This is a genomic window from Bariatricus sp. HCP28S3_A7, assembly GCF_052066375.1.
GTDB lineage: Bacteria > Bacillota > Clostridia > Lachnospirales > Lachnospiraceae > Allocoprococcus.
On record NZ_JBQHSG010000016.1, the window covers coordinates 19242 to 38176 of the forward strand.

At 45.1% G+C, this 18935-nt stretch carries 24 protein-coding genes; 19 read left to right on the plus strand and 5 right to left on the minus strand.

Annotation, left to right across the window (positions count from 1 at the left end; genetic code table 11):
• Positions 1-31 precede the first annotated feature (31 nt).
• The 5 genes from ACTNA4_RS11165 to ACTNA4_RS11185 all read right to left on the minus strand — a co-directional run bounded on the left by ACTNA4_RS11165 (position 32) and on the right by ACTNA4_RS11185 (position 4670).
• Positions 32-883: a response regulator gene (locus ACTNA4_RS11165; RefSeq protein ID WP_441030091.1), complete on the minus strand. Its 852-nt coding sequence runs from the start codon at positions 881-883 to the stop codon at positions 32-34.
• Between the two features lie 6 nt (positions 884-889).
• Positions 890-2140, minus strand: coding sequence for an ATP-binding protein (locus ACTNA4_RS11170; RefSeq protein ID WP_427806988.1), 1251 nt, complete (start codon positions 2138-2140; stop codon positions 890-892).
• 27 nt (positions 2141-2167) lie between these two features.
• Positions 2168-2479, minus strand: coding sequence for an AzlD domain-containing protein (locus ACTNA4_RS11175; protein WP_441030093.1), 312 nt, complete (start codon positions 2477-2479; stop codon positions 2168-2170).
• The gene (locus tag ACTNA4_RS11180; RefSeq protein WP_441030095.1) at positions 2469-3230 is read right to left on the minus strand and encodes an AzlC family ABC transporter permease; all 762 of its coding nucleotides are present in this window, start codon (positions 3228-3230) and stop codon (positions 2469-2471) included. Before ACTNA4_RS11180 ends, ACTNA4_RS11175 begins: the two co-directional genes overlap by 11 nt.
• A gap of 93 nt (positions 3231-3323) precedes the next feature.
• Positions 3324-4670, minus strand: coding sequence for an MATE family efflux transporter (locus ACTNA4_RS11185; protein WP_441030097.1), 1347 nt, complete (start codon positions 4668-4670; stop codon positions 3324-3326).
• A 300-nt stretch (positions 4671-4970) separates the two neighbouring features.
• On the opposite strand from ACTNA4_RS11185, the gene ACTNA4_RS11190 reads away from it, so the two are divergent.
• The 19 genes from ACTNA4_RS11190 (at position 4971) to ACTNA4_RS11280 (ending at position 18933) form a co-directional block, all read left to right on the plus strand.
• Positions 4971-5765, plus strand: a complete 795-nt coding sequence (locus ACTNA4_RS11190) for a threonine/serine exporter family protein (RefSeq protein WP_427806992.1) — start codon at positions 4971-4973, stop codon at positions 5763-5765.
• Between the two features lie 3 nt (positions 5766-5768).
• The gene (locus tag ACTNA4_RS11195) at positions 5769-6215 is read left to right on the plus strand and encodes a threonine/serine exporter family protein (protein ID WP_427806993.1); all 447 of its coding nucleotides are present in this window, start codon (positions 5769-5771) and stop codon (positions 6213-6215) included.
• A 92-nt stretch (positions 6216-6307) separates the two neighbouring features.
• Entirely contained in the window at positions 6308-6652 is a 345-nt protein-coding gene (locus ACTNA4_RS11200; protein ID WP_441030100.1) for a PadR family transcriptional regulator, read from the plus strand.
• Between the two features lies 1 nt (position 6653).
• Positions 6654-7076 (plus strand): DUF3887 domain-containing protein, encoded by a 423-nt coding sequence (locus ACTNA4_RS11205; RefSeq protein WP_441030102.1) that lies wholly within the window; start codon positions 6654-6656, stop codon positions 7074-7076.
• 69 nt (positions 7077-7145) lie between these two features.
• Positions 7146-7547: an SdpI family protein gene (locus ACTNA4_RS11210; protein ID WP_427806996.1), complete on the plus strand. Its 402-nt coding sequence runs from the start codon at positions 7146-7148 to the stop codon at positions 7545-7547.
• Entirely contained in the window at positions 7540-7887 is a 348-nt protein-coding gene (locus ACTNA4_RS11215) for a hypothetical protein (protein ID WP_427806997.1), read from the plus strand. Before ACTNA4_RS11210 ends, ACTNA4_RS11215 begins: the two co-directional genes overlap by 8 nt.
• A gap of 119 nt (positions 7888-8006) precedes the next feature.
• Positions 8007-8720 (plus strand): IMP cyclohydrolase, encoded by a 714-nt coding sequence (locus ACTNA4_RS11220; RefSeq protein ID WP_427806998.1) that lies wholly within the window; start codon positions 8007-8009, stop codon positions 8718-8720.
• A gap of 18 nt (positions 8721-8738) precedes the next feature.
• Positions 8739-9917 (plus strand): phosphoribosylaminoimidazolecarboxamide formyltransferase, encoded by a 1179-nt coding sequence (locus tag ACTNA4_RS11225; RefSeq protein WP_427806999.1) that lies wholly within the window; start codon positions 8739-8741, stop codon positions 9915-9917.
• 240 nt (positions 9918-10157) lie between these two features.
• Positions 10158-10748, plus strand: a complete 591-nt coding sequence (locus ACTNA4_RS11230) for a manganese efflux pump MntP family protein (protein ID WP_427807000.1) — start codon at positions 10158-10160, stop codon at positions 10746-10748.
• A gap of 53 nt (positions 10749-10801) precedes the next feature.
• A complete protein-coding gene (locus tag ACTNA4_RS11235; protein ID WP_427807002.1) occupies positions 10802-12214 on the plus strand; it encodes a radical SAM protein in 1413 nt (470 codons plus the stop codon).
• A gap of 123 nt (positions 12215-12337) precedes the next feature.
• Positions 12338-12898, plus strand: coding sequence for a TetR family transcriptional regulator (locus ACTNA4_RS11240; protein WP_427807003.1), 561 nt, complete (start codon positions 12338-12340; stop codon positions 12896-12898).
• A gap of 237 nt (positions 12899-13135) precedes the next feature.
• Complete coding sequence (locus tag ACTNA4_RS11245; RefSeq protein ID WP_441030104.1) at positions 13136-13618, plus strand: Na+/H+ antiporter subunit E; 483 nt, start codon at positions 13136-13138, stop codon at positions 13616-13618.
• Positions 13603-13935: a monovalent cation/H+ antiporter complex subunit F gene (locus tag ACTNA4_RS11250; RefSeq protein WP_441030106.1), complete on the plus strand. Its 333-nt coding sequence runs from the start codon at positions 13603-13605 to the stop codon at positions 13933-13935. Before ACTNA4_RS11245 ends, ACTNA4_RS11250 begins: the two co-directional genes overlap by 16 nt.
• Entirely contained in the window at positions 13922-14278 is a 357-nt protein-coding gene (locus tag ACTNA4_RS11255) for a cation:proton antiporter (RefSeq protein ID WP_427807006.1), read from the plus strand. The genes ACTNA4_RS11250 and ACTNA4_RS11255 overlap by 14 nt, the downstream gene beginning before the upstream one ends.
• Positions 14279-14281: 3 nt before the next feature.
• Entirely contained in the window at positions 14282-14548 is a 267-nt protein-coding gene (locus ACTNA4_RS11260) for a hydrogenase subunit MbhD domain-containing protein (RefSeq protein WP_441030108.1), read from the plus strand.
• On the plus strand, positions 14541-15503 hold the full coding sequence (mbhE, locus tag ACTNA4_RS11265) for a hydrogen gas-evolving membrane-bound hydrogenase subunit E (protein ID WP_427807008.1): 963 nt from the start codon (positions 14541-14543) through the stop codon (positions 15501-15503). The genes ACTNA4_RS11260 and mbhE overlap by 8 nt, the downstream gene beginning before the upstream one ends.
• Before the next feature lies 1 nt (position 15504).
• Positions 15505-15882, plus strand: coding sequence for a sodium:proton antiporter (locus tag ACTNA4_RS11270; protein WP_441030110.1), 378 nt, complete (start codon positions 15505-15507; stop codon positions 15880-15882).
• Entirely contained in the window at positions 15883-17388 is a 1506-nt protein-coding gene (locus ACTNA4_RS11275; RefSeq protein ID WP_441030112.1) for a complex I subunit 5 family protein, read from the plus strand.
• A gap of 12 nt (positions 17389-17400) precedes the next feature.
• Complete coding sequence (locus tag ACTNA4_RS11280; protein WP_427807011.1) at positions 17401-18933, plus strand: complex I subunit 5 family protein; 1533 nt, start codon at positions 17401-17403, stop codon at positions 18931-18933.
• The last annotated feature ends 2 nt before the right edge of the window (positions 18934-18935 follow it).

Consider the following 18935-nt stretch of genomic DNA (forward strand, 5'->3'; position numbering starts at 1 on the left):
TCCTTTTATAGATGAAATTAATATATGTATATTAGTGATCTTCGCAGGCAAGAACCAGTGAATTCAGAAAGTTTTTAATTTTTACATTTCCATGTTTGTCACTTTTTCCACGGATATAGTCCATTTCCCGACGTACTTGCTCGAAATTGTAGAGTGTATTGGCATACGTCGTGAAAATATCATTTGAGTAGTCTTCCAGCCCGAGATTCGCAAGATTTACCATGCCGGTAAAGGCAGTGCGTCGAATGCGCTGCTCCATAGATTTCGGCGAATCCGTGAAGTTGCTGCAGAGATCACTTAAAGTGGTGTCGTCCATATTTTCATCATTTTCCATCAGATAATCGACCAGAGTAATGATGTCACGGCTTCCTTTTTCGCCGATGATTCCAAGTTGACGGAGGATGCTCCTGAGTCGTAAAATCTGTTGCTTTTCTGCCGTTTCTTCCACCGCAGGAGAGGGTGTACGCATCTGCTGGTCAAGAAAGATGTTTTGTACTTGAGTCAGAGTCCGTCTTGCACCCAGGGAATCGATCACCTTTCGGATCACAGACTCTACTTCGATACTGTTGACCGGTTTCTGGATATAGAATTCAATCCCGCTTTCGTAAGCACTTGCGATCATATCCTTGGATGTAACCTGAGAAAGCATGATATAGGAACAATCCGGAAGAATATTGCGGGCTTTTTTGACGAAAGAGATACCATCTATTTCCGGCATCAGAAGGTCGACTATGATAATGTCGGGCTGGGCCGTAAGCAGATCATCCAGTCCGTCGGTTCCACTCTGGGCGGTTCCGCATACTTCGCCGAGCTGCCTGCTTTTGATAATCAATTTCAGAATATTCAGAACATTGCGGTCATCATCGATTAAATAGAATTTCATTTTATATTACCTCCAGTCACTTTTGGGTATGCGGATGTGAAATGTAGTGCAGCCCGGAACGGAAGAAACCTGGATTTCCCCGTTCCACTGGTTTTTAATCAGATCCTGTACCAGATTAAGGCCAAGTCCCCGACTGATTTCGCCCGTTGTAAAATTAATCTTGGTTGAAAAACCGGGAGAAAAGATCTGCTCCAGATCCTCAGGCAGAATTCCCGGACCGTCATCGGTAACGTCAAAAAGGTAAGAGTCAGCATCTGTGGATTGGATCACGTGAATCTGCGGATTGTCTTTCTCAGAAGCTTCAATCGCATTCGTAAGAAGATTACGGAATACACTCATCAGGAAATAATGATTTTCCGTGTAGAGATTTTCCTGAATCTGGAATGAGATGTCTGCTTTTTTATCCGAAGATTCTGTGGTGAGGCTTTGCTTTAGGACGGTGAGAATATCGGTCAGATACATTCCTTCATCTTTCAGATTCAGGTCCAGAGCTTCCGATAAACCCCGGAGAATCAGCAGATATTCTTTTTTTATCTCGTGGATATCTTTCGCAACACCAAGTGCCTTGCGGGAAAGTGTCTCATCGGTTCCGTTTTCTTCTAGCTCGCGGTATAGCTGGTAGGAGGTATTCATGGTTTCTTCAATCAGACCTGTATTCTTCTTCATCCACACAACTTCTCCGTTTAATTTCGAGATCAGCAGAAGAAGACGCTGATAGCGCAGAGCATGTTCCCGGCGAAGAAGGCTGAACTTATAATGATGAAGGCAGAACAGTATTCCATAAATAATGAGGGAACGTGAAAAAGCAACCAGCAAAATCCCAAACTGTGATTTTATGTTAAATGCGCCTGCCCCCAGTCTTACCAGCAACTCCGTCAGATTGGAAATATAGTCAAAGATAAAGAGTACTGCTGCACAATCTGGGGAAAGCGTTTCTTTCTTGTGGCTGTAAATATAGAACAGAGTTCCGTAAACCAGATAAAATATCATTTCCGGGAAAAAACTGTAGAATTGAATCTGATCATATCGCAGCCATTCTGAGAGAACACGTGAAGTCAGCACACCGACAGCGGAGATAAATGTTACCGGAAGAACCGGATATTTCCCAAACATAACAAAGGTAATAGGAAAGATCAGAGTGCCGATCGAAATTCTGAAGTTGTCAATAAAAAGATTCATATTGATCTGTGCACCGATGATAATGAAAATGCCGATCAGAAGAATCTGCTGGAAATGTTTTGCATATTTTTCTGCCATAGCTGCCTCCTTATGAATGAGACTGTCTTAAATTCCGGTTATCAGTTCGACCAGAAATACACTGATGCAGGAGATCAACGATACACTGATCAGACTTCGTTTCTGCCATGCGAGGATAAGCGCGACTGCAAATCCCACGGCAGCTGACCATATATTCGCCGTTGCACTCAGAATGGCGGGGAAAGTCATAACTGCCAGCGTGACATACGGCACATAATACAGAAATGAGCGTATAAACGGATTCTTGATCTCTTTTCGGATCAAAGTCAGCGGTACCAGCCGGATCAGATAGGTGACTACTGCCATAACAAGTATGTAAATGTAAATATTATACTTCATTTTCAGAACCCTCCTTTGCGGATGCAGGACTGTTTTCAGCGGTGTCGGGATTTTCTTCCTTTACAGGGAAGAAAAACGCAGCAGCGCCTGCGATAACCAAAGTCAAAATAATGATCCGAAAGCCGGATGAGATCTGGTTCAAATAAGGCGCTTTCGTAAATATAAGGCTCAGGATCATGGAAACAAGAACCAGAGCGCGAATCACCCGGCTCTCTTTGGCAGGAGGAATGATGACTGCGATGAACATTCCGTAAAGCGCAACACTGAGTGCACTGACAACTCGTGTCGGGAGGACATTTCCCATAACAATCCCGAGAAACGTGCCAAGAACCCATCCGGGAGCAGCAACACTGATCACACCGTAGGAATAATAGGGGCTTAATTTGCCTTTACAGCCTATGGACACGCCGAAAATCTCATCTGTAACACCGTAAGCAATGAAGAAACGGTGAAAGAACGGCAGATGATTATCCAGCTTCTGAGACAAAGCGCAGGACATCAGGCAGTATCTCAGATTGATGATGAACTGGGTGACTGCCATTTCCATGTAGGACGCGGATGCACTGATCAGGGACAATCCTGCAAATTGTCCGGCACTGGTCAGATTGGTCGCGGAAATGAGCACAGCCTCCCAGGCTGAGATTCCGGCATTTCTCCCCATTATGCCGAACGTAAAAGAGACTGCCATGTATCCGAGAAAGATTGGAATTCCATCCCGGACTCCGGCAGTAAAATTCGCTTTTTTATTCATTTGTAAAACCTCTCTTCAGTTTAAATTGGCATATATTGGAATTACGTATACTTTATCATTCTAACACCTGAACAGCGGTTTGTAAATTCTAGATTATAGCTTCTTGAGCACGGTCCGGCGCATGGTCAGATAGCAGGCAAGTCCGCCGATGACATTTGAAATCGGTTCTGCGAGAAAGACTCCGTTCACACCCAGTCCTCCGATATGAGGCAGGAGTAAGGTAAGGGGCGTTACGATGATTGCCTTCCTGAGAATCGAGAAAAATACGGCATATTTTGCTCTGCCCAACGCTTTGAACACGCTCTGTCCGGTAAACTGAAAGGCCATCATACAAAATCCGAAGAAATAAATATGCATGGCGGGGATTGCTTTTAGCATCAGCGAAGGATCCCGGTTGAAAATTCCGATAAATAACTCCGGAAACAGGGAAATGAGTCCCCAGATGCAGACGGTGTAGCCAATGCCGAGCTGGCTCATGAAGCGGATCGCTTTTTTCATCAGTGGGATCTGATCGGCCCCGTAATTGTAGCTGATGATCGGAGATGCTCCGTCAGCAATGGCCAGAACCGGGGCGGAGGCAATCTCACGGACGGAATTCAGTACAGTCATGACCGTGATGTAGAGGTCGCCTCCGTATATCTGCAGCATGGAATTGCAGGCGATCTGCACAAGCCCGTTGGTGAAAGACATTACGAATGAAGAAATTCCCAGTTTCGTGATTTCGGCAATACATGCAAAATCAGGGCGGAACCCTTTGAAATCCAGAGTGAGCTCAGCATGCTTTCCGGTGAGGAAGAAAAGTACCCACAAGGCAGAAAAAAACTGGGAAAGGACGGTAGCGATCGCAGCACCTTTTACGCCCATATGGAAACCAAAAATAAATACAGGATCCAGAATCAGATTACATAGAGCGCCGAGCAGGACGGTCTTCATCCCTGTCCGTGCAAAGCCCTGGCAATTAATGTATGGGTTAAGTCCGAGGGAGATCATGACAAAGACCGTACCCAGAAGGTAGATGATCATATAGCCGGAGGCATAAGGATAAAGCCGGTCACTTGCGCCGAAAAGGTAAAGTAGCGGCTTGTGAAAGAGTATGCCAAGCAGTGTGATCAGAATTCCAGTGATTATTAGGCAGAAACAGGCATTGTTCATGATGCCCCGGGCCGTTTTCGTGTCCCCTTTGCCCCGGGCGATGGAGCAAAGGGGAGAGCCGCCGGTGCCGAACAGGTTCGCGAAGGCAGTCACCATTGTAATGACCGGGAAACACAGTCCCAGTCCGGCGAGCGCAGTACTCCCTTCACCCGGAATCCTTCCGATATAGATACGGTCTATGATATTGTAGAGCAGATTGATGAGCTGGGCAACAAGCATCGGAGCCGCGACAGAGAGGACACTGCGGCGGACATGATTGCTGCCGAAATCGACTTGTTCAGATGCCATGAGTTTTTCCTTTCTATATTTCGCTATAGTTTTTAATTATAGTACAATTTCAGGATGTGAGTATACGCATGTATTGTAACGCCTTGAGAGATAGGCTTCAAGTAAAAAATGCGGTTAAATCTGTGAAGATAAAAAATATTCTGGAATGCAGTGAAAAATTACAGCGCGTTTTCATATTTTTTCGAAATTCAGAAATTGTGCAAAATAATTATGGAATACGAAACAACAGCGTGTTAAAATATTGTCAAAAAGTCATTTGGGAGAGAAAAGAATGCGAAGGTATTCTTGAACGGGGGAGATATGGATCAAGATAATAAAAAAAATGCAGACATGTTATTGACAAAAGAAACAGCTGGTAAGCTCCTGCATATATTTCTGAATATGGGAGAAAAACTCATGGGATGCGGCGCGGAAGTGAAGCGTGTGGAAGATACACTGATCCGTCTGGGAAATGCGTATGGTGCAGTGAAAATGAATGTATTCGTAATCACTTCCAGCATTGTAGTTACGATGGAACTGCACGGAGGAGAGAGAATTACACAGACAAGAAGAATCCTGGGCGCGGGAGGAACGGATTTTACAAGGATGGAGTGTCTGAATGAATTGAGCAGACGGTGCTGTGAACACCCTATGGATCCGGAAACGTTTCAGTATGAGATGGAGCATTTGAAAAAGGCACCCGGTGGTCTTTTGTTGTATGCAGGAAGTGCACTGGCCGCAGGAAGCCATGCGGTTTTTTTTGGCGGAACACTGATTGATGCGATGTTTGCCGCAGTATTCGGAATCCTGATATGTTACCTGCAGAAGGTTCTTCCGAAAATATGTCCGAACAATATGATTTTTAATCTGACGGCGGCCTTTCTCGCCGGATCGGGAATCTGTGCTGTGGGAAGAGCACTTCCGTTTCTGCATACTGACAAAATCATGATTGGTGATATTATGCTTCTTATTCCGGGGATTGCGATGACGAACTCGATTCGTGATATTCTGGTAGGGGATACGATATCGGGCCTTATGAGATTGATAGAAAGTATTCTGTGGGCCGGAAGTCTGGCGTGCGGATTCATGACGGCGATTTTGCTGATTGGGGGTTAAAAAATGAAAGAAATCATAGTACAGCTTTTTATGGCTTTTTCTTGCTCTTTGGGTTTTGCTATTGTGTTTGGCGTCAGGGTTGGACTTATGATACCGGCTTCTCTGGGGGCGACGCTGAGCTGGGCGGTTTATCTGATTGGTATTCACTATGAAAAAGGAATTTTTATTTCCTGCCTTGCCGGAGCTGCAATGGCAGCACTCTATGCTGAGATTCAGGCGCGTGTCTGGAAGGCTCCTGCAACTTTATTTCTGGTGCCGGCTCTGATACCTCTGATTCCGGGAAGCACGCTGTATTATACGATGAGCGGCGTGGTAGGAAGAAACTGGGAGATGGCAAGTGATTACGGGAGCAGGACATTGCAGTATGCGTTGGCAATTGCGGCGGGCATCAGTCTTGTATGGGCGGTAACCTCTATGATTTTTTATATAGTAAAAAAAGGAAATGAATAAAAATAAAAAAAGGCTTATCGGGCCTTTTTTTATTTGACATGCATAAGTGCCCGGTATTATAATATACTTAGCAATACAAAGTATATGAGGTGATGATTCTGAACGATAAATATGAGACGCAGATGAAGAAGGGAGTTCTTGATATGCTGGTGCTCAGACTGCTCAAAGAGGAGGAAAAGTATGGATATCAGATTATCAGTGAGATGAAGGAAAAAAGCAATGGAAGATTCGCACTGAAAGAAGGGACTTTGTATCCGGTGCTTTATCGCCTGGAGAATGACCGTTTGGTAGAGAGCCGGTGGAGTGAACCGACAGGGAAGCAGGCATCCAGAAAATATTACGCACTGACACCGCAGGGAGAGACCGAGCTTTGCGAGATCGAGAAGGTATGGAGCGAGATTACGGACAGTGTAAGAATGATCATGGAGGAGTCGTAATATGAATGAGAGATTCGATGAGAAGCAGTATGTTCAGCAGGTTGTAAAGATGCTTAAGTGTTCCAAAGAGCAGAAGGAAGAGATACGCAGGCAGCTGGAGGCTGATATCAGGGATGCGAGAGAACGAAATGAAAGTGATGCAGAGATAAAACAATCTCTTGGTTCACCGGTTGCGATGGCAGAGATTGCAACTTCGGAAATGCAGCCTTACCTAACCGAAGAAAAAATGGAAGAAGCAAAGAAAACGATTGGCGACGATTGGGGAACATTCCGGAATTTTGGGAAAACGTATATGACAGAAATAAGGCAGAATGGGCAAAGCTTTGCCATGGTACAGATGAATGCTTCTTATGATAATGTAAGTGTCACCTATACCTTAACGTTTGATGCCGAGATGAAGCTGGCGGGAATCTATATGAAATGATTCGGGGATAACGGTTTCTTAGAATAATATGAATCTTGAAAAGTGAGATGTGACAAGGAGGGGAAGAAAATGGGTTTCTGGATATTTATGCTGGTAATGAATTTGTTGATTCCGATCACTATGATTGGATTCGGAAAAATGTTTATGCGAAACAGTCCGAGAGCAATCAACGGGATCTTCGGTTACCGGACGGCAAATTCCATGAAGAATATGGATACATGGCAGTTCGCGCACAAGTATTTCGGAAAAAGATGGTATAAGCTGGGATGGCTGATTCTGCTACCGTCTATACTGGGGATGATACCGGTGATCGGGAAGGATGACGATATTGTGGGAATTGTGGGATCGGTTATCATAACGATACAGTGTGTGGTGTTGATCCTTCCGATCTTCTCGACGGAAAAAGCTTTAAAAAGAACCTTTGATAAAGACGGAAAACGGATCAACAAGGAAGAATGGGAGGATGAGTAGGATGACTGAGGCTGGAATTGGATTTATCATATGGGCACTGGCGGGAGCCGCATTTATCGGATTGGGGATATATTGTATTTTCAGCAAAAAGTCTGCCGCATTTGGATTCTGGGCAAATGCGAAGATGTTCGAAGTGGAAGATGTGCGGGGCTATAATCGGGCATTGGGAAAATTGTGGTGTGCATACGGAATCGGTTTTATCCTGCTTGGGATTCCTTTGGTTAACTACGAGCAAAATTCTCCGGTAATCCTGCTGTCTGTAATCGGTGTGATGGCTGAGACCATTGCGGTTATGGTAGTTTATATAACGAAGATCGAAAAAAAGTACCGGAAAAAGTAAAAACAGAGAAATCTTAATTATTTTGCAGAAATACTGGAAATATGTCGTATGGTTGGTTATAATTAATCTGATAAATCGTCGCATAAAAATAAGTACAAGTTATAAAAGGAGAATCAGACATGGATATGTTATCTATTGAAAAAGAACTGCAGAGCAATTCTTATCCGGGAAGAGGTATTATCATCGGCAAGTCTGCTGACGGAACCAAAGCGGTAACTGCTTATTTTATCATGGGTAGAAGTGAGAACAGCCGCAACCGTGTATTTGTGGAAGAAGGAGAAGGGATCCGTACACAGGCTTTTGACGAGTCAAAGCTGACAGACCCGAGCCTGATCATTTATGCACCGGTTCGTGTATTGGGGAATAAGACGATCGTAACGAACGGAGATCAGACAGATACGATTTATGAAGGCATGGACAAGCAGATGACATTTGAACAGTCCCTGAGAAGCCGTGAGTTCGAACCGGACGGACCGAACTATACACCTCGTATTTCCGGTATTATGCATATCGAAAGCGGAAGATATAACTATGCAATGTCTATTTTGAAGAGCAACAATGGCAATCCGGAAGCATGCAACCGTTATACATTTGCGTATGAGAATCCGGTGGCCGGAGAAGGACATTTCATCCATACTTACAAATGTGACGGCAATCCGCTGCCGAGCTTTGAAGGAGAACCGAAGCTGATCGCAATTCCGGATGATATGGATGCATTTACGGACACATTATGGAACAGCCTGAATGAAGACAATAAGGTTTCACTGTTTGTCAGATATATTGACATCGCAACCGGTAAATATGAGACCAGAATTGTAAATAAGAACAAATAAGCAAAAGGAGCATATGTCATGAATGAATTAGAATTAAAATACGGATGTAACCCGAACCAGAAACCATCACGTATCTATATGAAGGACGGAAGTGAGCTTCCGATCAAGGTGTTATGCGGACGCCCGGGATACATCAACTTCCTCGATGCATTTAACGGATGGCAGCTTGTCAGCGAGCTGAAGAAAGCGACCGGACTTCCGGCGGCAACTTCATTCAAGCACGTATCTCCGGCAGGAGCGGCAGTCGGACTTCCGCTCGACGAGACACTGGCGAAGATTTACTGGGTGGACGATCTGGGAGAACTCTCTCCGCTTGCAAGTGCTTATGCGCGTGCGAGAGGTGCGGACAGAATGTCTTCTTTCGGTGATTTCATTTCTTTATCTGATGTGTGTGATGTAGATACCGCAAAGCTGATCAAACGCGAGGTTTCCGATGGTGTGATCGCACCGGGATATGAACCGGAAGCACTGGAGATCCTGAAACAGAAGAAGAACGGTAATTATAATGTGATCCAGATCGATCCGGATTATGTGCCTGCTCCGCTGGAACACAAAGATGTCTTCGGCATTACCTTTGAACAGGGAAGAAATGAATTGAAGATCGATGAAGATTTCTTCGCAAATGTAGTGACTGAGAATAAGGAAATTCCGAAAGAAGCGAAGATCGATCTTGCAATCTCCATGATTACGTTGAAATATACACAGTCCAATTCTGTATGCTATGTAAAGGGCGGACAGGCAATCGGTATCGGAGCAGGACAGCAGTCCCGTATCCACTGTACTCGTCTTGCCGGACAGAAGGCAGATAACTGGTGGCTGAGACAGTGCCCGAAGGTTCTGGAGCTTCCGTTCAAAGAAGGAATCAGACGTGCAGACAGAGACAATGCGATCGATGTGTACATTGGAGATGAATACATGGATGTGCTGGCAGACGGCGCATGGGAGAACATCTTCACAGAAAAGCCGGAAGTCTTCACAAGAGAAGAAAAGAGAGCATGGCTTGATAAGATGACCGATGTTTCTCTTGGATCCGATGCGTTCTTCCCATTTGGCGATAACATTGAGAGAGCACATAAGAGCGGCGTGAAATACATTGCACAGCCGGGCGGATCTGTGAGAGATGATAATGTTATTGAGACATGTAATAAATATGGAATGGCGATGGCATTTACCGGAATCCGTTTGTTCCATCATTAAAAATGCAGCTTATGTGTGTATCATAAGAATAAAAAAATCCCGTGGGTTCACGGGATTTTTTTTTGCCCTGAAATTAGCAAATGTTATGAAACTTATAACTCTGAAAAAACGACAAAAACAGACAATTGTAGTAAAATTTTGAACAAAAACAGAAGTTTGAAGATTTATTATCCGTATGTCGGGTCATAGAATAGGAAGGGAGAAAAGGAAAAGCAAAGGAAAAGCAAAGGAGGCATATCTGTGGGTATATTAGAAATTCTTTTGATTTCTATAGGTCTTTCGCTGGATGTGGTGGTTGTGCACGTCTGTGTAGGAGCAGGGTTTTCCAGACCTCACAAACGGGATGCACTGATATCGGGGATTCTGTTCAGCGGTTCTCAGCTTCTGGCGCTTCTTCTGGGAAATGCGGTTGCCTGGGTTCTGAGACCGGGGAAGGCAGGAGAGGAACGACTCTTTGCTGCGGCAAACAGTTGGGAAATAGGTTCCGTTTTCATTTTTATCGGACTTGGAATCTATATGCTTCTGAAGGCAGAGAAGAACGAAACGGTATTTGAGAGGAGAAATGACCAGATCAACTGGAAACGTATGGGGATGCTTGCGGCAGCGACTAGTGTGGATGCATTGTTTGCGGGAATCGGGATTGGATTCTGGAACGTGGATTTTGCGAACCAGATGCTGATTATGGGCCCCATCACAGTGATCCAGTCCATTCTGGGAATCTATATCGGATACCGGCTGGGATGTGAACACAACCGAAGAACCTATGGAATAGGCGGAATTATGCTTTTAATTGCAGGATTTGATATTGCGATCACCTGTATACTCCGATAGGAGAAAGCAAAACATTTTATTTTTCATCTTTTTGTTTCGAGAGGAGAAAGAATATGAGTGAATTGACACACAGAGCTGCAAGGGCTACATTCGGAAAAACAATTGATGTGGTAATCAAACATGTAAACAAAGACAGAGAAAAAGGGTTTCTGGAAATGGTGGACCTGACGGAAAGGTATATGGGGGATCATTTTCCAAAGTCTGCCTATGAGGGAGCGAGAAAATTAATCCAGGACCCCGAATCAAAATGGATGAAATATGTGGAGTGTCTTTTGAAAGAAATTGATCCGAACGTGATCCGGCAGACCGCATTGAATCTTGGGGTTGAAGCGGCACTCAACGGTACAAAGAAAATAAGAAGTATGCGTGAAGTGCATCAGTGTAATATTCCGTGGCTGATCCTGATGGATCCGACAAGTGCCTGCAATCTGCACTGCACCGGCTGCTGGGCGGCCGAATATGGTCACAAGATGAATCTTACATATGAAGAAATGGACCGGGTCATCACACAGGGCAAAGAACTTGGGATTTATTTCTATATGTATACGGGTGGAGAGCCCTTGGTGAGGAAGAAAGATATCATCCGGTTGTGTGAAAAACACTATGATTGCGCATTTCATGCCTTCACGAACGGAACGCTTGTGGATGAGGAATTCTGCGAAGAAATGAGAAGAGTCGGGAACCTCTCGTTATCGATCAGTCTGGAAGGGTTTGAGGAGGTTAATGACCTAAGGCGCGGAGCGGGTGTGTTTGATAAAGTCATGCATACAATGGATCTGCTGAAAAAGCATGGTCAGATTTTCGGCACTTCAATCTGCTATACAAGCAAAAATATTGAGACGGTCACTTCCGATGAGTTCTTGGATATGATTATTAAAAAGGGATGCCGTTTTACATGGTATTTTCACTATATGCCGGTCGGAAATGATGCCGCACCGGAGTTGATGCCGACCAGGGAACAGAGGGAATACATGTATCACAGAGTTCGGGAGATCCGTGGAATGTCCGGTGGAAAACCGATCTTTGCGATGGATTTCCAGAATGACGGAGAGTATGTGGGAGGATGCATTGCAGGAGGAAGAAATTATTGCCATATTAATGCCAACGGAGATGTGGAACCTTGTGTTTTTATCCACTATTCTTCTGCAAATATCCGGGAAATGACGCTTCTGGATGCTCTGAAACAGCCGCTTTTCATGGCGTATCGTGACCGGCAGCCATTCAATACGAACCATCTGCGTCCGTGTCCGATGTTGGAAAATCCGGAGATACTTCAGGAAATGATCCGGGAGAGCGGTGCGAAATCTACGGATCTGATGTCACCGGAAAGTGCAGAGCATCTCTGTGGAAAGTGTGTGGAGTATGCGGCAAGCTGGCAGAAGACGGCAGATGAACTCTGGGAAAAACATCCGCGTCAGACAAAAGGATATACAAATTATAAAAAGAAAACGGCTGTGCATTCCTGAAATGCTGGCGGCATAGTTTGAAAATGAGATGCTTTTGTGCTATGATAGCCATAAATGCAGTCCGGACAAGGGCAGGAGGGAGTCTGTATTTCAGGATAAATCTGTGAGAATCAGGGTGTTTACATGGAGAAGAAAAGAGAACTGACGAAGAGCCTTTTGGCGGAAAGCTTTAAGGAACTTTTGATCAAAGGATCGTTTGACAAAATAACAATTAAGACGATAACGGATCTGGCTGGAGTAATCAGACCTACATTCTATAATTATTTTCAGGATAAATATGAAGTGATGGAGTGGCTCCTGGAGACGGAAGTGTTTCAGAATGCCCGTGAAATGGTTGTATCGGATATGCCGAAGGGAGCCATACATCTGGTTTTTAAAAAGATGGAGAAAGACAGAGTATATTATCAGAAGGCATTTGAAGTGACAGGGCAGAACGGTTTTGAAGAAATACTGACTCGTCAGGTCATGGAACTGCTTGAACTCCTTCTGAATAAACATGGCGTCAAACTGGAGAAGATGCAGGGCCTCAGAAACCGGGAGACCTTCGTTCTCTTTCAAACGATTTCGGTGGTCAATGGTTTGAAATACTGGATTACAAATAAAAATACTACACTTACAGCAGATGAGGCAATGGAATTTTGCAATTTCATGATGTCACACTCGATTCTGGATATTATGGATTAGGAAGAAACTAAATGATCCGGATCAAAAAGCGCAGAAAGGAAACGATGAGGTATCTCCGGGAAAAGGGAGACCTCATTTTTTTCGCCTTTTAAGAGGCTCTTAGCGGTAGTTTAGCCTTTTTGTGTATTTACTAGACTTTACTGGAAGAAAGTGTTAAAATGATAACGTTTTTTGTAAGGGTTACCCGAAAGTAAGGATTATGAAAAAAATCTCTGATTAGCAGAATGGAGGAGAGAGATGTTTTTACTGTATTTTTTATTGTGGATTATCTTTAACGGAAATTTCACATTAGAGATATGTCTGTTTGGTATGGTTATCGCATCGACAATGTTTGCGTTTACATGTAAATTTATGGATTATAGTATTGAAAAAGAAAAGCGAAATATGTGTCGAATCTTTCGTTTCCTGAAATATATTTGTGTGTTGGTCAAAGAGATCGTGAAAGCCAACCTTGTGGTAATTCACATGATCTTATCGGAAAAGGAGGAAATCGAGCCGGCGCTGGTAAGCTTCCATTCGGATATGAATACACCGGCAGGAAAAGCGTTCCTGGCTAATGCGATTACGCTGACACCGGGGACGATCACGGTGACTTTGGAAGAGTCGGACTATACCGTGCATTGTCTGGATGAAAGTCTGGCAGTGGGGATTGCGGATTCTGTATTTGTGGAGATGCTTAGCGAGCTGGAAGAGGAGGATGCAAAATGGGAAGAGGAATAGCAGGGCTTGATAAGATGTATCATATTGTATTTATTGCGGCGCTTATTTTTCTGGCGGTGATGCTGATGCTTTGCTTGATTTGTGCCATCATAGGCCCGCGGATTGCAGACCGGATCGTCTCGGTCAATATGATGGGAACGATCGTAATGGTGATGATTGCGATTCTCGCACTGATGCAGGAGGAAGGTTATCTGGTTGATATTTGTCTGATCTATGCGATGATCAGCTTCCTTGCAGTGATTGTGCTGACAAAGGTTTATATGGGAGTATATATCCAAAAGAAAGAAGAGGAGGAGAAGAAAAATGGCAGTCATTGAGTGGGTAAGATTTCTGGCAGGCACAGCGCTTCTGGTGAGCGGTCTGATTATTTTTGCGATTGAGATGATCGGTGTGTTCCGGTTTAAATATGTATTGAACCGGATGCATGCAGCGGCAATGGGTGATACACTGGGGATCGGCTTCTCGCTGGCAGGTCTGATTCTTATGAGTGGTTTGAATTTCACATCCTTGAAGCTTCTGTTTGTTATTGTGTTTTTGTGGTTTTCATCTCCGGTATCATCTCATCTGATCGCGAGACTCGAGGTGACGACAGACGAAGAGAAGGAAAAGCATTATAAGATTCTTTCGTTGGAAGAATTGGAGAAAGAAGTGGAGGAATAGGATATGCAGATGTTTATATGGATATTACTTAGTTTCCTTGTAGTGTGCGCAATCTCAGCCAGTCTGTCCAAGAATCTTCTGAATTCTATTTTGATATTTATGTCGTACAGCCTGATCATGTCAATTATATGGACCCTTCTGGAGTCACCGGATCTGGCAATTACGGAAGCAGCAGTTGGGGCAGGGATCACAACGGTACTTTTTCTGGTCACTTTGAAGAAAATCCATGCAATCATGAAAGAGGATGAGGAGGAACAGAAGGATGAGTAGAAAATTAACGGATGAACAGTACCGGAAGACGAAATCCTGGAAATTCAGGCAATGGCTGGATGGGACAAAAGATCCCTATCTTGATGCAGTGGAGATGAAGCCTCAGATAGCTTATCAGGAAGACAAGAAGGCAAAACATTTACGAAGTGAGGAGAAGCGGGAAATTGTAAGGCGTGTTTACGATATAGAGCATAATGCAGAGATGAAGATATTCCGAAAAATTTATCGTATTTTCAGTGTGATCTTCTGTATCGCACTGGTATTTATGCTTCTCGTCGCCGTTTCCAATCTGCCGCCTTTTGGAAATGCCGATAATCCGGCCAATAATGAAGTCGCTGCGCGTTACATTGAGCAGGGACTTGAGGAAACCGGCGCGGTCAATCTTGTGACCGGAATGATTTTGGACTACAGAGCTTTTGACACACTGGGAGAGTCCCATGTACTCTTTATTGCAACTTGCACCGTCCTGATTCTGCTTCGGACAGACCGGAAGGAAAGCCGTGAGTATATGGAGGCAAATGACAGGACCTATGAACCGAAGAATGATGTGATCCTTCAGACGGCAGCCAGGATTCTTGTGCCGCCGATCATGATTTTCGGTGTTTATGTGATTCTGGCAGGCCATCTGGGACCGGGGGGTGGATTTTCCGGCGGCGCCGTGATCGGAGCCGGTCTGATCCTGTATCTGAATGCATTCGGATTTGCCAAAACAGAACGTTTCTTTACAGTAAAAACCTATAAAAAGATGAGTTTTGCAGCACTGGCATGCTATAGTCTGGCAAAGAGTTATTCCTTTTATACCGGTGCGAATCATATCGAGAGCGTGATCCCGCTTGGAACACCCGGAGCGATCCTGAGCAGCGGTCTGATCCTGATCCTCAATATCTGTGTCGGGGTTGTTGTCGCAGGAACGATGTATACGTTTTATGTTATGTTCAGGAAGGGAGGCTATTAGGATGAATCTTGCAAATCTATTGAATAATTACGAAGAGGCGGTCGCAATGATTCTGTTCGGTATCGGGTTCTCGAATCTTCTATTGCAAAAGAATCTGATCAAAAAGATCATTGGACTTAATATTATGGACACGGCAACTTATTTGTTTCTTGCACTAAAGGGATATGTATCCGGAAGGAAGGCACCGATCGTTGTAGACGGGGGGCAGAGTGTGGAAGCTTACATCAATCCGATTCCGAGCGGGCTGGTGCTCACCGGAATTGTCGTTTCGGTTTCTGTGACAGCACTGATGCTTTCACTTACGATCCGGCTATACCGCCGTTATCATACGCTGGATCTGGATGAGATCACAACGCGCTTAAAGAAGGAGGGGCGGTAAATGGAATTTGTACAGAATTTTCCTTTTATGACGATCATCCTTTCGCTGTTTTCCGGACCTCTTTCTTCGGTGCTTGACGGAAAGAAAGCCAAAAGGCTGAATCTTGCCGTGATATCCCTGATTGGAATGATGTCAGCTGCCGTGCTCGGCTATGTGCTGAAGACTGGGGAACCTTATGTGTATTTGATGGGACATTTCCCCGCACCATGGGGGAATGAGATCCGTGTCGGGTATCTGGAAGCGTTTATGGCGCTCTTTTTCTGTGTGATCATGCTGCTTTGTATGATCGGCGGGGCGAAGGAGCGGGAAAACCAGATCGAGGAAACAAAACAGAATCTTTATTATGTCATGGTGAATCTGCTGCTCAGTTCACTGCTGGCACTGGTCTATACCAATGACCTTTTTACGGCATACGTGTTTGTTGAGATCAATACGATCTCTGCCTGCGGGCTGATCATGATACGGCAGAACGGAAGGACGATCGAGGCGGCGACCCGGTATATGATCATGAGCCTTCTCGGATCCGGATTGCTCCTTCTTGGAATCTGCTTTTTATATGATCTGACCGGACAGCTTTTGATGAGCAATATTCAGGAGGCGGTCCGGACGCTGTATGAGACTGGTACATACCATATTCCGCTCCTGGTTTCTCTGGGACTGATGTCGGTAGGGCTTGCAATTAAAAGCGCACTCTATCCGTTTCATGCCTGGCTGCCGGATGCATATGGGTATTCCACTTTGTCATCTGCCGCAATTTTATCTTCACTGGTGTCAAAGGGATATATTATTTTATTGATTAAAATATTTTATCGTGTTATTGGGTTTGACATTGTGCGTGACAGCAAGGTTATCCATGTTCTCTTTGTTTTTGGAATTGCGGGAATGATCATGGGATCGTTAAGTGCGATCAGAGAGGATAATATACGGAGAATGATCGCATTTTCTTCTGTTGCGCAGATCGGTTATATTTACATGGGATTTGGACTTGGAACGCCGGCAGGTGTGCTGGCGAGTATCTACCATGTGGTTTCCCATGCCGCGACGAAATCACTGCTGTTTACGGCTGCGTCCGGACTTACGGATGCATCGGGCGGGAGTGTGCGGTATGCAGATCTGACCGGTGCAGGGTATCGCAACAAGCTTGCGGGCGTGGCATTTACGGCAGGCTCTCTTTCCATGGTAGGCTTTCCGATGTTTTCGGGCTTTATTTCCAAGCTTCTGTTTGCACAGGCGGCGGTGGGGCATACCTATAAAATGCTTCCTACGCTGATCGCTCTGGCGATCAGTACGATACTGAATGCGGTTTATTTTATGAAAACGGTTATCCGAATTTACACGCCAATGAGCGTGCCGGAGGATTCCGGAAAAGCATGTCGGATCGGAATTCTGGATCAGCCACAGAAGTCGCTGGCACTGGTATGCTTCATCATTTTGAATCTGTTATTGGGACTTTCTTCGGAACCGCTGATCCAGCTGCTTCAAAATGGTCTGGAAATGTTTCATTAGGAGGGGATTGCTATGGATAAATGGATTTTATTTCCGATTCTTCTGCCTGTCATTGCAGGAAGCGGGCTCCTGAGTTCGGCATTTCTGGAATATGTTCGGGCAGCAAAACGGCACGGCAATGGAAAAACTGCGGGATTTGCACCATCCGAAGGGAATCTGAAGCGCATTCATATTTTGACCGGGACCGTGCTGGTTCTGACGGCTGTTTCGGCGGCAGGCCTTGCGTGGACGGGAGATCGCAGCCTGATTGTGTTTCATTTGATGAAGGATATTCCGATCTGTTTTCGCATTGATGATGTGGGCAGACTGTTCGTCACGATCGTCAGTGTGGTGTGGGTAGCAGCCGGAATCTACTCTTTTATTTATATGAAACATGAGGGAGAAGAAAAAAGATATTTTGGATCGTATCTGATAGTATTTGGTATTCTTGTAGCGCTTGATTTCTCGGGAAATCTTGTGACGATGTATTTCTTCTACGAATTGATGACACTGGCATCGGTTCCGCTTGTACTTCACAATGGATCGCGGGAAGCGATCATGGCAGCACTGAAATATTTGTTTTATTCCATGTGCGGTGCATATCTCGGCCTTTTTGGAATATTCTTCCTGTATCGCTATTGTGATACGCTCACATTCACAGCGGGCGGTACGCTGAATAGAATACTGGCTCAGGGAAACCAGGAGATTCTGCTGGCAGCAGTGTTCGTTATGTTGATCGGTTTTGGGGCAAAGGCGGGCATGTTTCCACTTCACGCATGGCTTCCGGCGGCACATCCGGTGGCACCTGCACCGGCTTCGGCTGCATTGTCCGGAATCATCGTGAAATCCGGGGTCCTGGCAATTATTCGCGTGGTCTATTATATTGTGGGCACGGATTTTATCCGGGGAACCTGGGTACAGACGGCCTGGATCGTGCTAACGCTGATCACGATATTTATGGGATCCATGCTGGCGTACGGTGAGCCTGTTTTTAAGAAAAGGCTGGCATATTCGACGGTGAGCCAGATATCCTATGTTCTGTTTGGACTTGCACTTCTAACCCCGACGGCGATGGAAGGTGCGCTTCTGCACACGGTGTTCCACGCATTTGTGAAATGCGCATTGTTTCTTACTGCCGGGATCTTCATTTTCCAGACCGGGAAAACCCGTGTGGAGGAGTATCGGGGAATCGGAAGAAAAATGCCGGTTACTTTATGGTGTTATACCTTTGCCTCGCTGGCACTGATTGGGATTCCTCCGGCAAGTGGCTTTATCAGCAAGTGGTATCTTGCAGAAGGTGCGCTTCAGGCAGAAGTAGGGATTTTTAGATGGATCGGACCGGTCATTCTTCTGTTGAGTGCACTTTTGACGGCAGGTTATCTTCTACCTGTTGTTATGAACGGTTTTTTCCCGGGGAAAGAATTACGGGAAGAAGCTGATAAACAGGAACCACATGCGGCGATGCTGATTCCGCTGATCGTGCTGGCGGCGCTTGCACTGGTACTTGGCATTTGGCCCAATCCGCTGATTGAGTATGTGAGAAGGATCGCAGTAGCTGTGATGTAGAG

What these genes read in the sequence shown, in the direction of transcription:
- ACTNA4_RS11255 (WP_427807006.1), top strand. Translation starts at nt 13,922, where the DNA reads ATGGCAGTCATTGAGTGGGTAAGATTTCTGGCAGGCACAGCGCTTCTG.
- ACTNA4_RS11270 (WP_441030110.1), top strand. Translation starts at nt 15,505, where the DNA reads ATGAATCTTGCAAATCTATTGAATAATTACGAAGAGGCGGTCGCAATG.
- ACTNA4_RS11250 (WP_441030106.1), top strand. Translation starts at nt 13,603, where the DNA reads ATGGGAAGAGGAATAGCAGGGCTTGATAAGATGTATCATATTGTATTT.
- ACTNA4_RS11210 (WP_427806996.1), top strand. Translation starts at nt 7,146, where the DNA reads ATGGGTTTCTGGATATTTATGCTGGTAATGAATTTGTTGATTCCGATC.
- ACTNA4_RS11170 (WP_427806988.1), bottom strand. Translation starts at nt 2,140, where the DNA reads ATGGCAGAAAAATATGCAAAACATTTCCAGCAGATTCTTCTGATCGGC.
- ACTNA4_RS11260 (WP_441030108.1), top strand. Translation starts at nt 14,282, where the DNA reads ATGCAGATGTTTATATGGATATTACTTAGTTTCCTTGTAGTGTGCGCA.
- ACTNA4_RS11175 (WP_441030093.1), bottom strand. Translation starts at nt 2,479, where the DNA reads ATGAAGTATAATATTTACATTTACATACTTGTTATGGCAGTAGTCACC.
- ACTNA4_RS11225 (WP_427806999.1), top strand. Translation starts at nt 8,739, where the DNA reads ATGAATGAATTAGAATTAAAATACGGATGTAACCCGAACCAGAAACCA.
- ACTNA4_RS11180 (WP_441030095.1), bottom strand. Translation starts at nt 3,230, where the DNA reads ATGAATAAAAAAGCGAATTTTACTGCCGGAGTCCGGGATGGAATTCCA.
- ACTNA4_RS11220 (WP_427806998.1), top strand. Translation starts at nt 8,007, where the DNA reads ATGGATATGTTATCTATTGAAAAAGAACTGCAGAGCAATTCTTATCCG.
- ACTNA4_RS11205 (WP_441030102.1), top strand. Translation starts at nt 6,654, where the DNA reads ATGAATGAGAGATTCGATGAGAAGCAGTATGTTCAGCAGGTTGTAAAG.
- ACTNA4_RS11280 (WP_427807011.1), top strand. Translation starts at nt 17,401, where the DNA reads ATGGATAAATGGATTTTATTTCCGATTCTTCTGCCTGTCATTGCAGGA.
- ACTNA4_RS11185 (WP_441030097.1), bottom strand. Translation starts at nt 4,670, where the DNA reads ATGGCATCTGAACAAGTCGATTTCGGCAGCAATCATGTCCGCCGCAGT.
- ACTNA4_RS11195 (WP_427806993.1), top strand. Translation starts at nt 5,769, where the DNA reads ATGAAAGAAATCATAGTACAGCTTTTTATGGCTTTTTCTTGCTCTTTG.
- ACTNA4_RS11190 (WP_427806992.1), top strand. Translation starts at nt 4,971, where the DNA reads ATGGATCAAGATAATAAAAAAAATGCAGACATGTTATTGACAAAAGAA.
- mbhE (WP_427807008.1), top strand. Translation starts at nt 14,541, where the DNA reads ATGAGTAGAAAATTAACGGATGAACAGTACCGGAAGACGAAATCCTGG.
- ACTNA4_RS11165 (WP_441030091.1), bottom strand. Translation starts at nt 883, where the DNA reads ATGAAATTCTATTTAATCGATGATGACCGCAATGTTCTGAATATTCTG.
- ACTNA4_RS11200 (WP_441030100.1), top strand. Translation starts at nt 6,308, where the DNA reads ATGATTCTGAACGATAAATATGAGACGCAGATGAAGAAGGGAGTTCTT.
- ACTNA4_RS11235 (WP_427807002.1), top strand. Translation starts at nt 10,802, where the DNA reads ATGAGTGAATTGACACACAGAGCTGCAAGGGCTACATTCGGAAAAACA.
- ACTNA4_RS11275 (WP_441030112.1), top strand. Translation starts at nt 15,883, where the DNA reads ATGGAATTTGTACAGAATTTTCCTTTTATGACGATCATCCTTTCGCTG.
- ACTNA4_RS11240 (WP_427807003.1), top strand. Translation starts at nt 12,338, where the DNA reads ATGGAGAAGAAAAGAGAACTGACGAAGAGCCTTTTGGCGGAAAGCTTT.
- ACTNA4_RS11215 (WP_427806997.1), top strand. Translation starts at nt 7,540, where the DNA reads ATGAGTAGGATGACTGAGGCTGGAATTGGATTTATCATATGGGCACTG.
- ACTNA4_RS11245 (WP_441030104.1), top strand. Translation starts at nt 13,136, where the DNA reads ATGTTTTTACTGTATTTTTTATTGTGGATTATCTTTAACGGAAATTTC.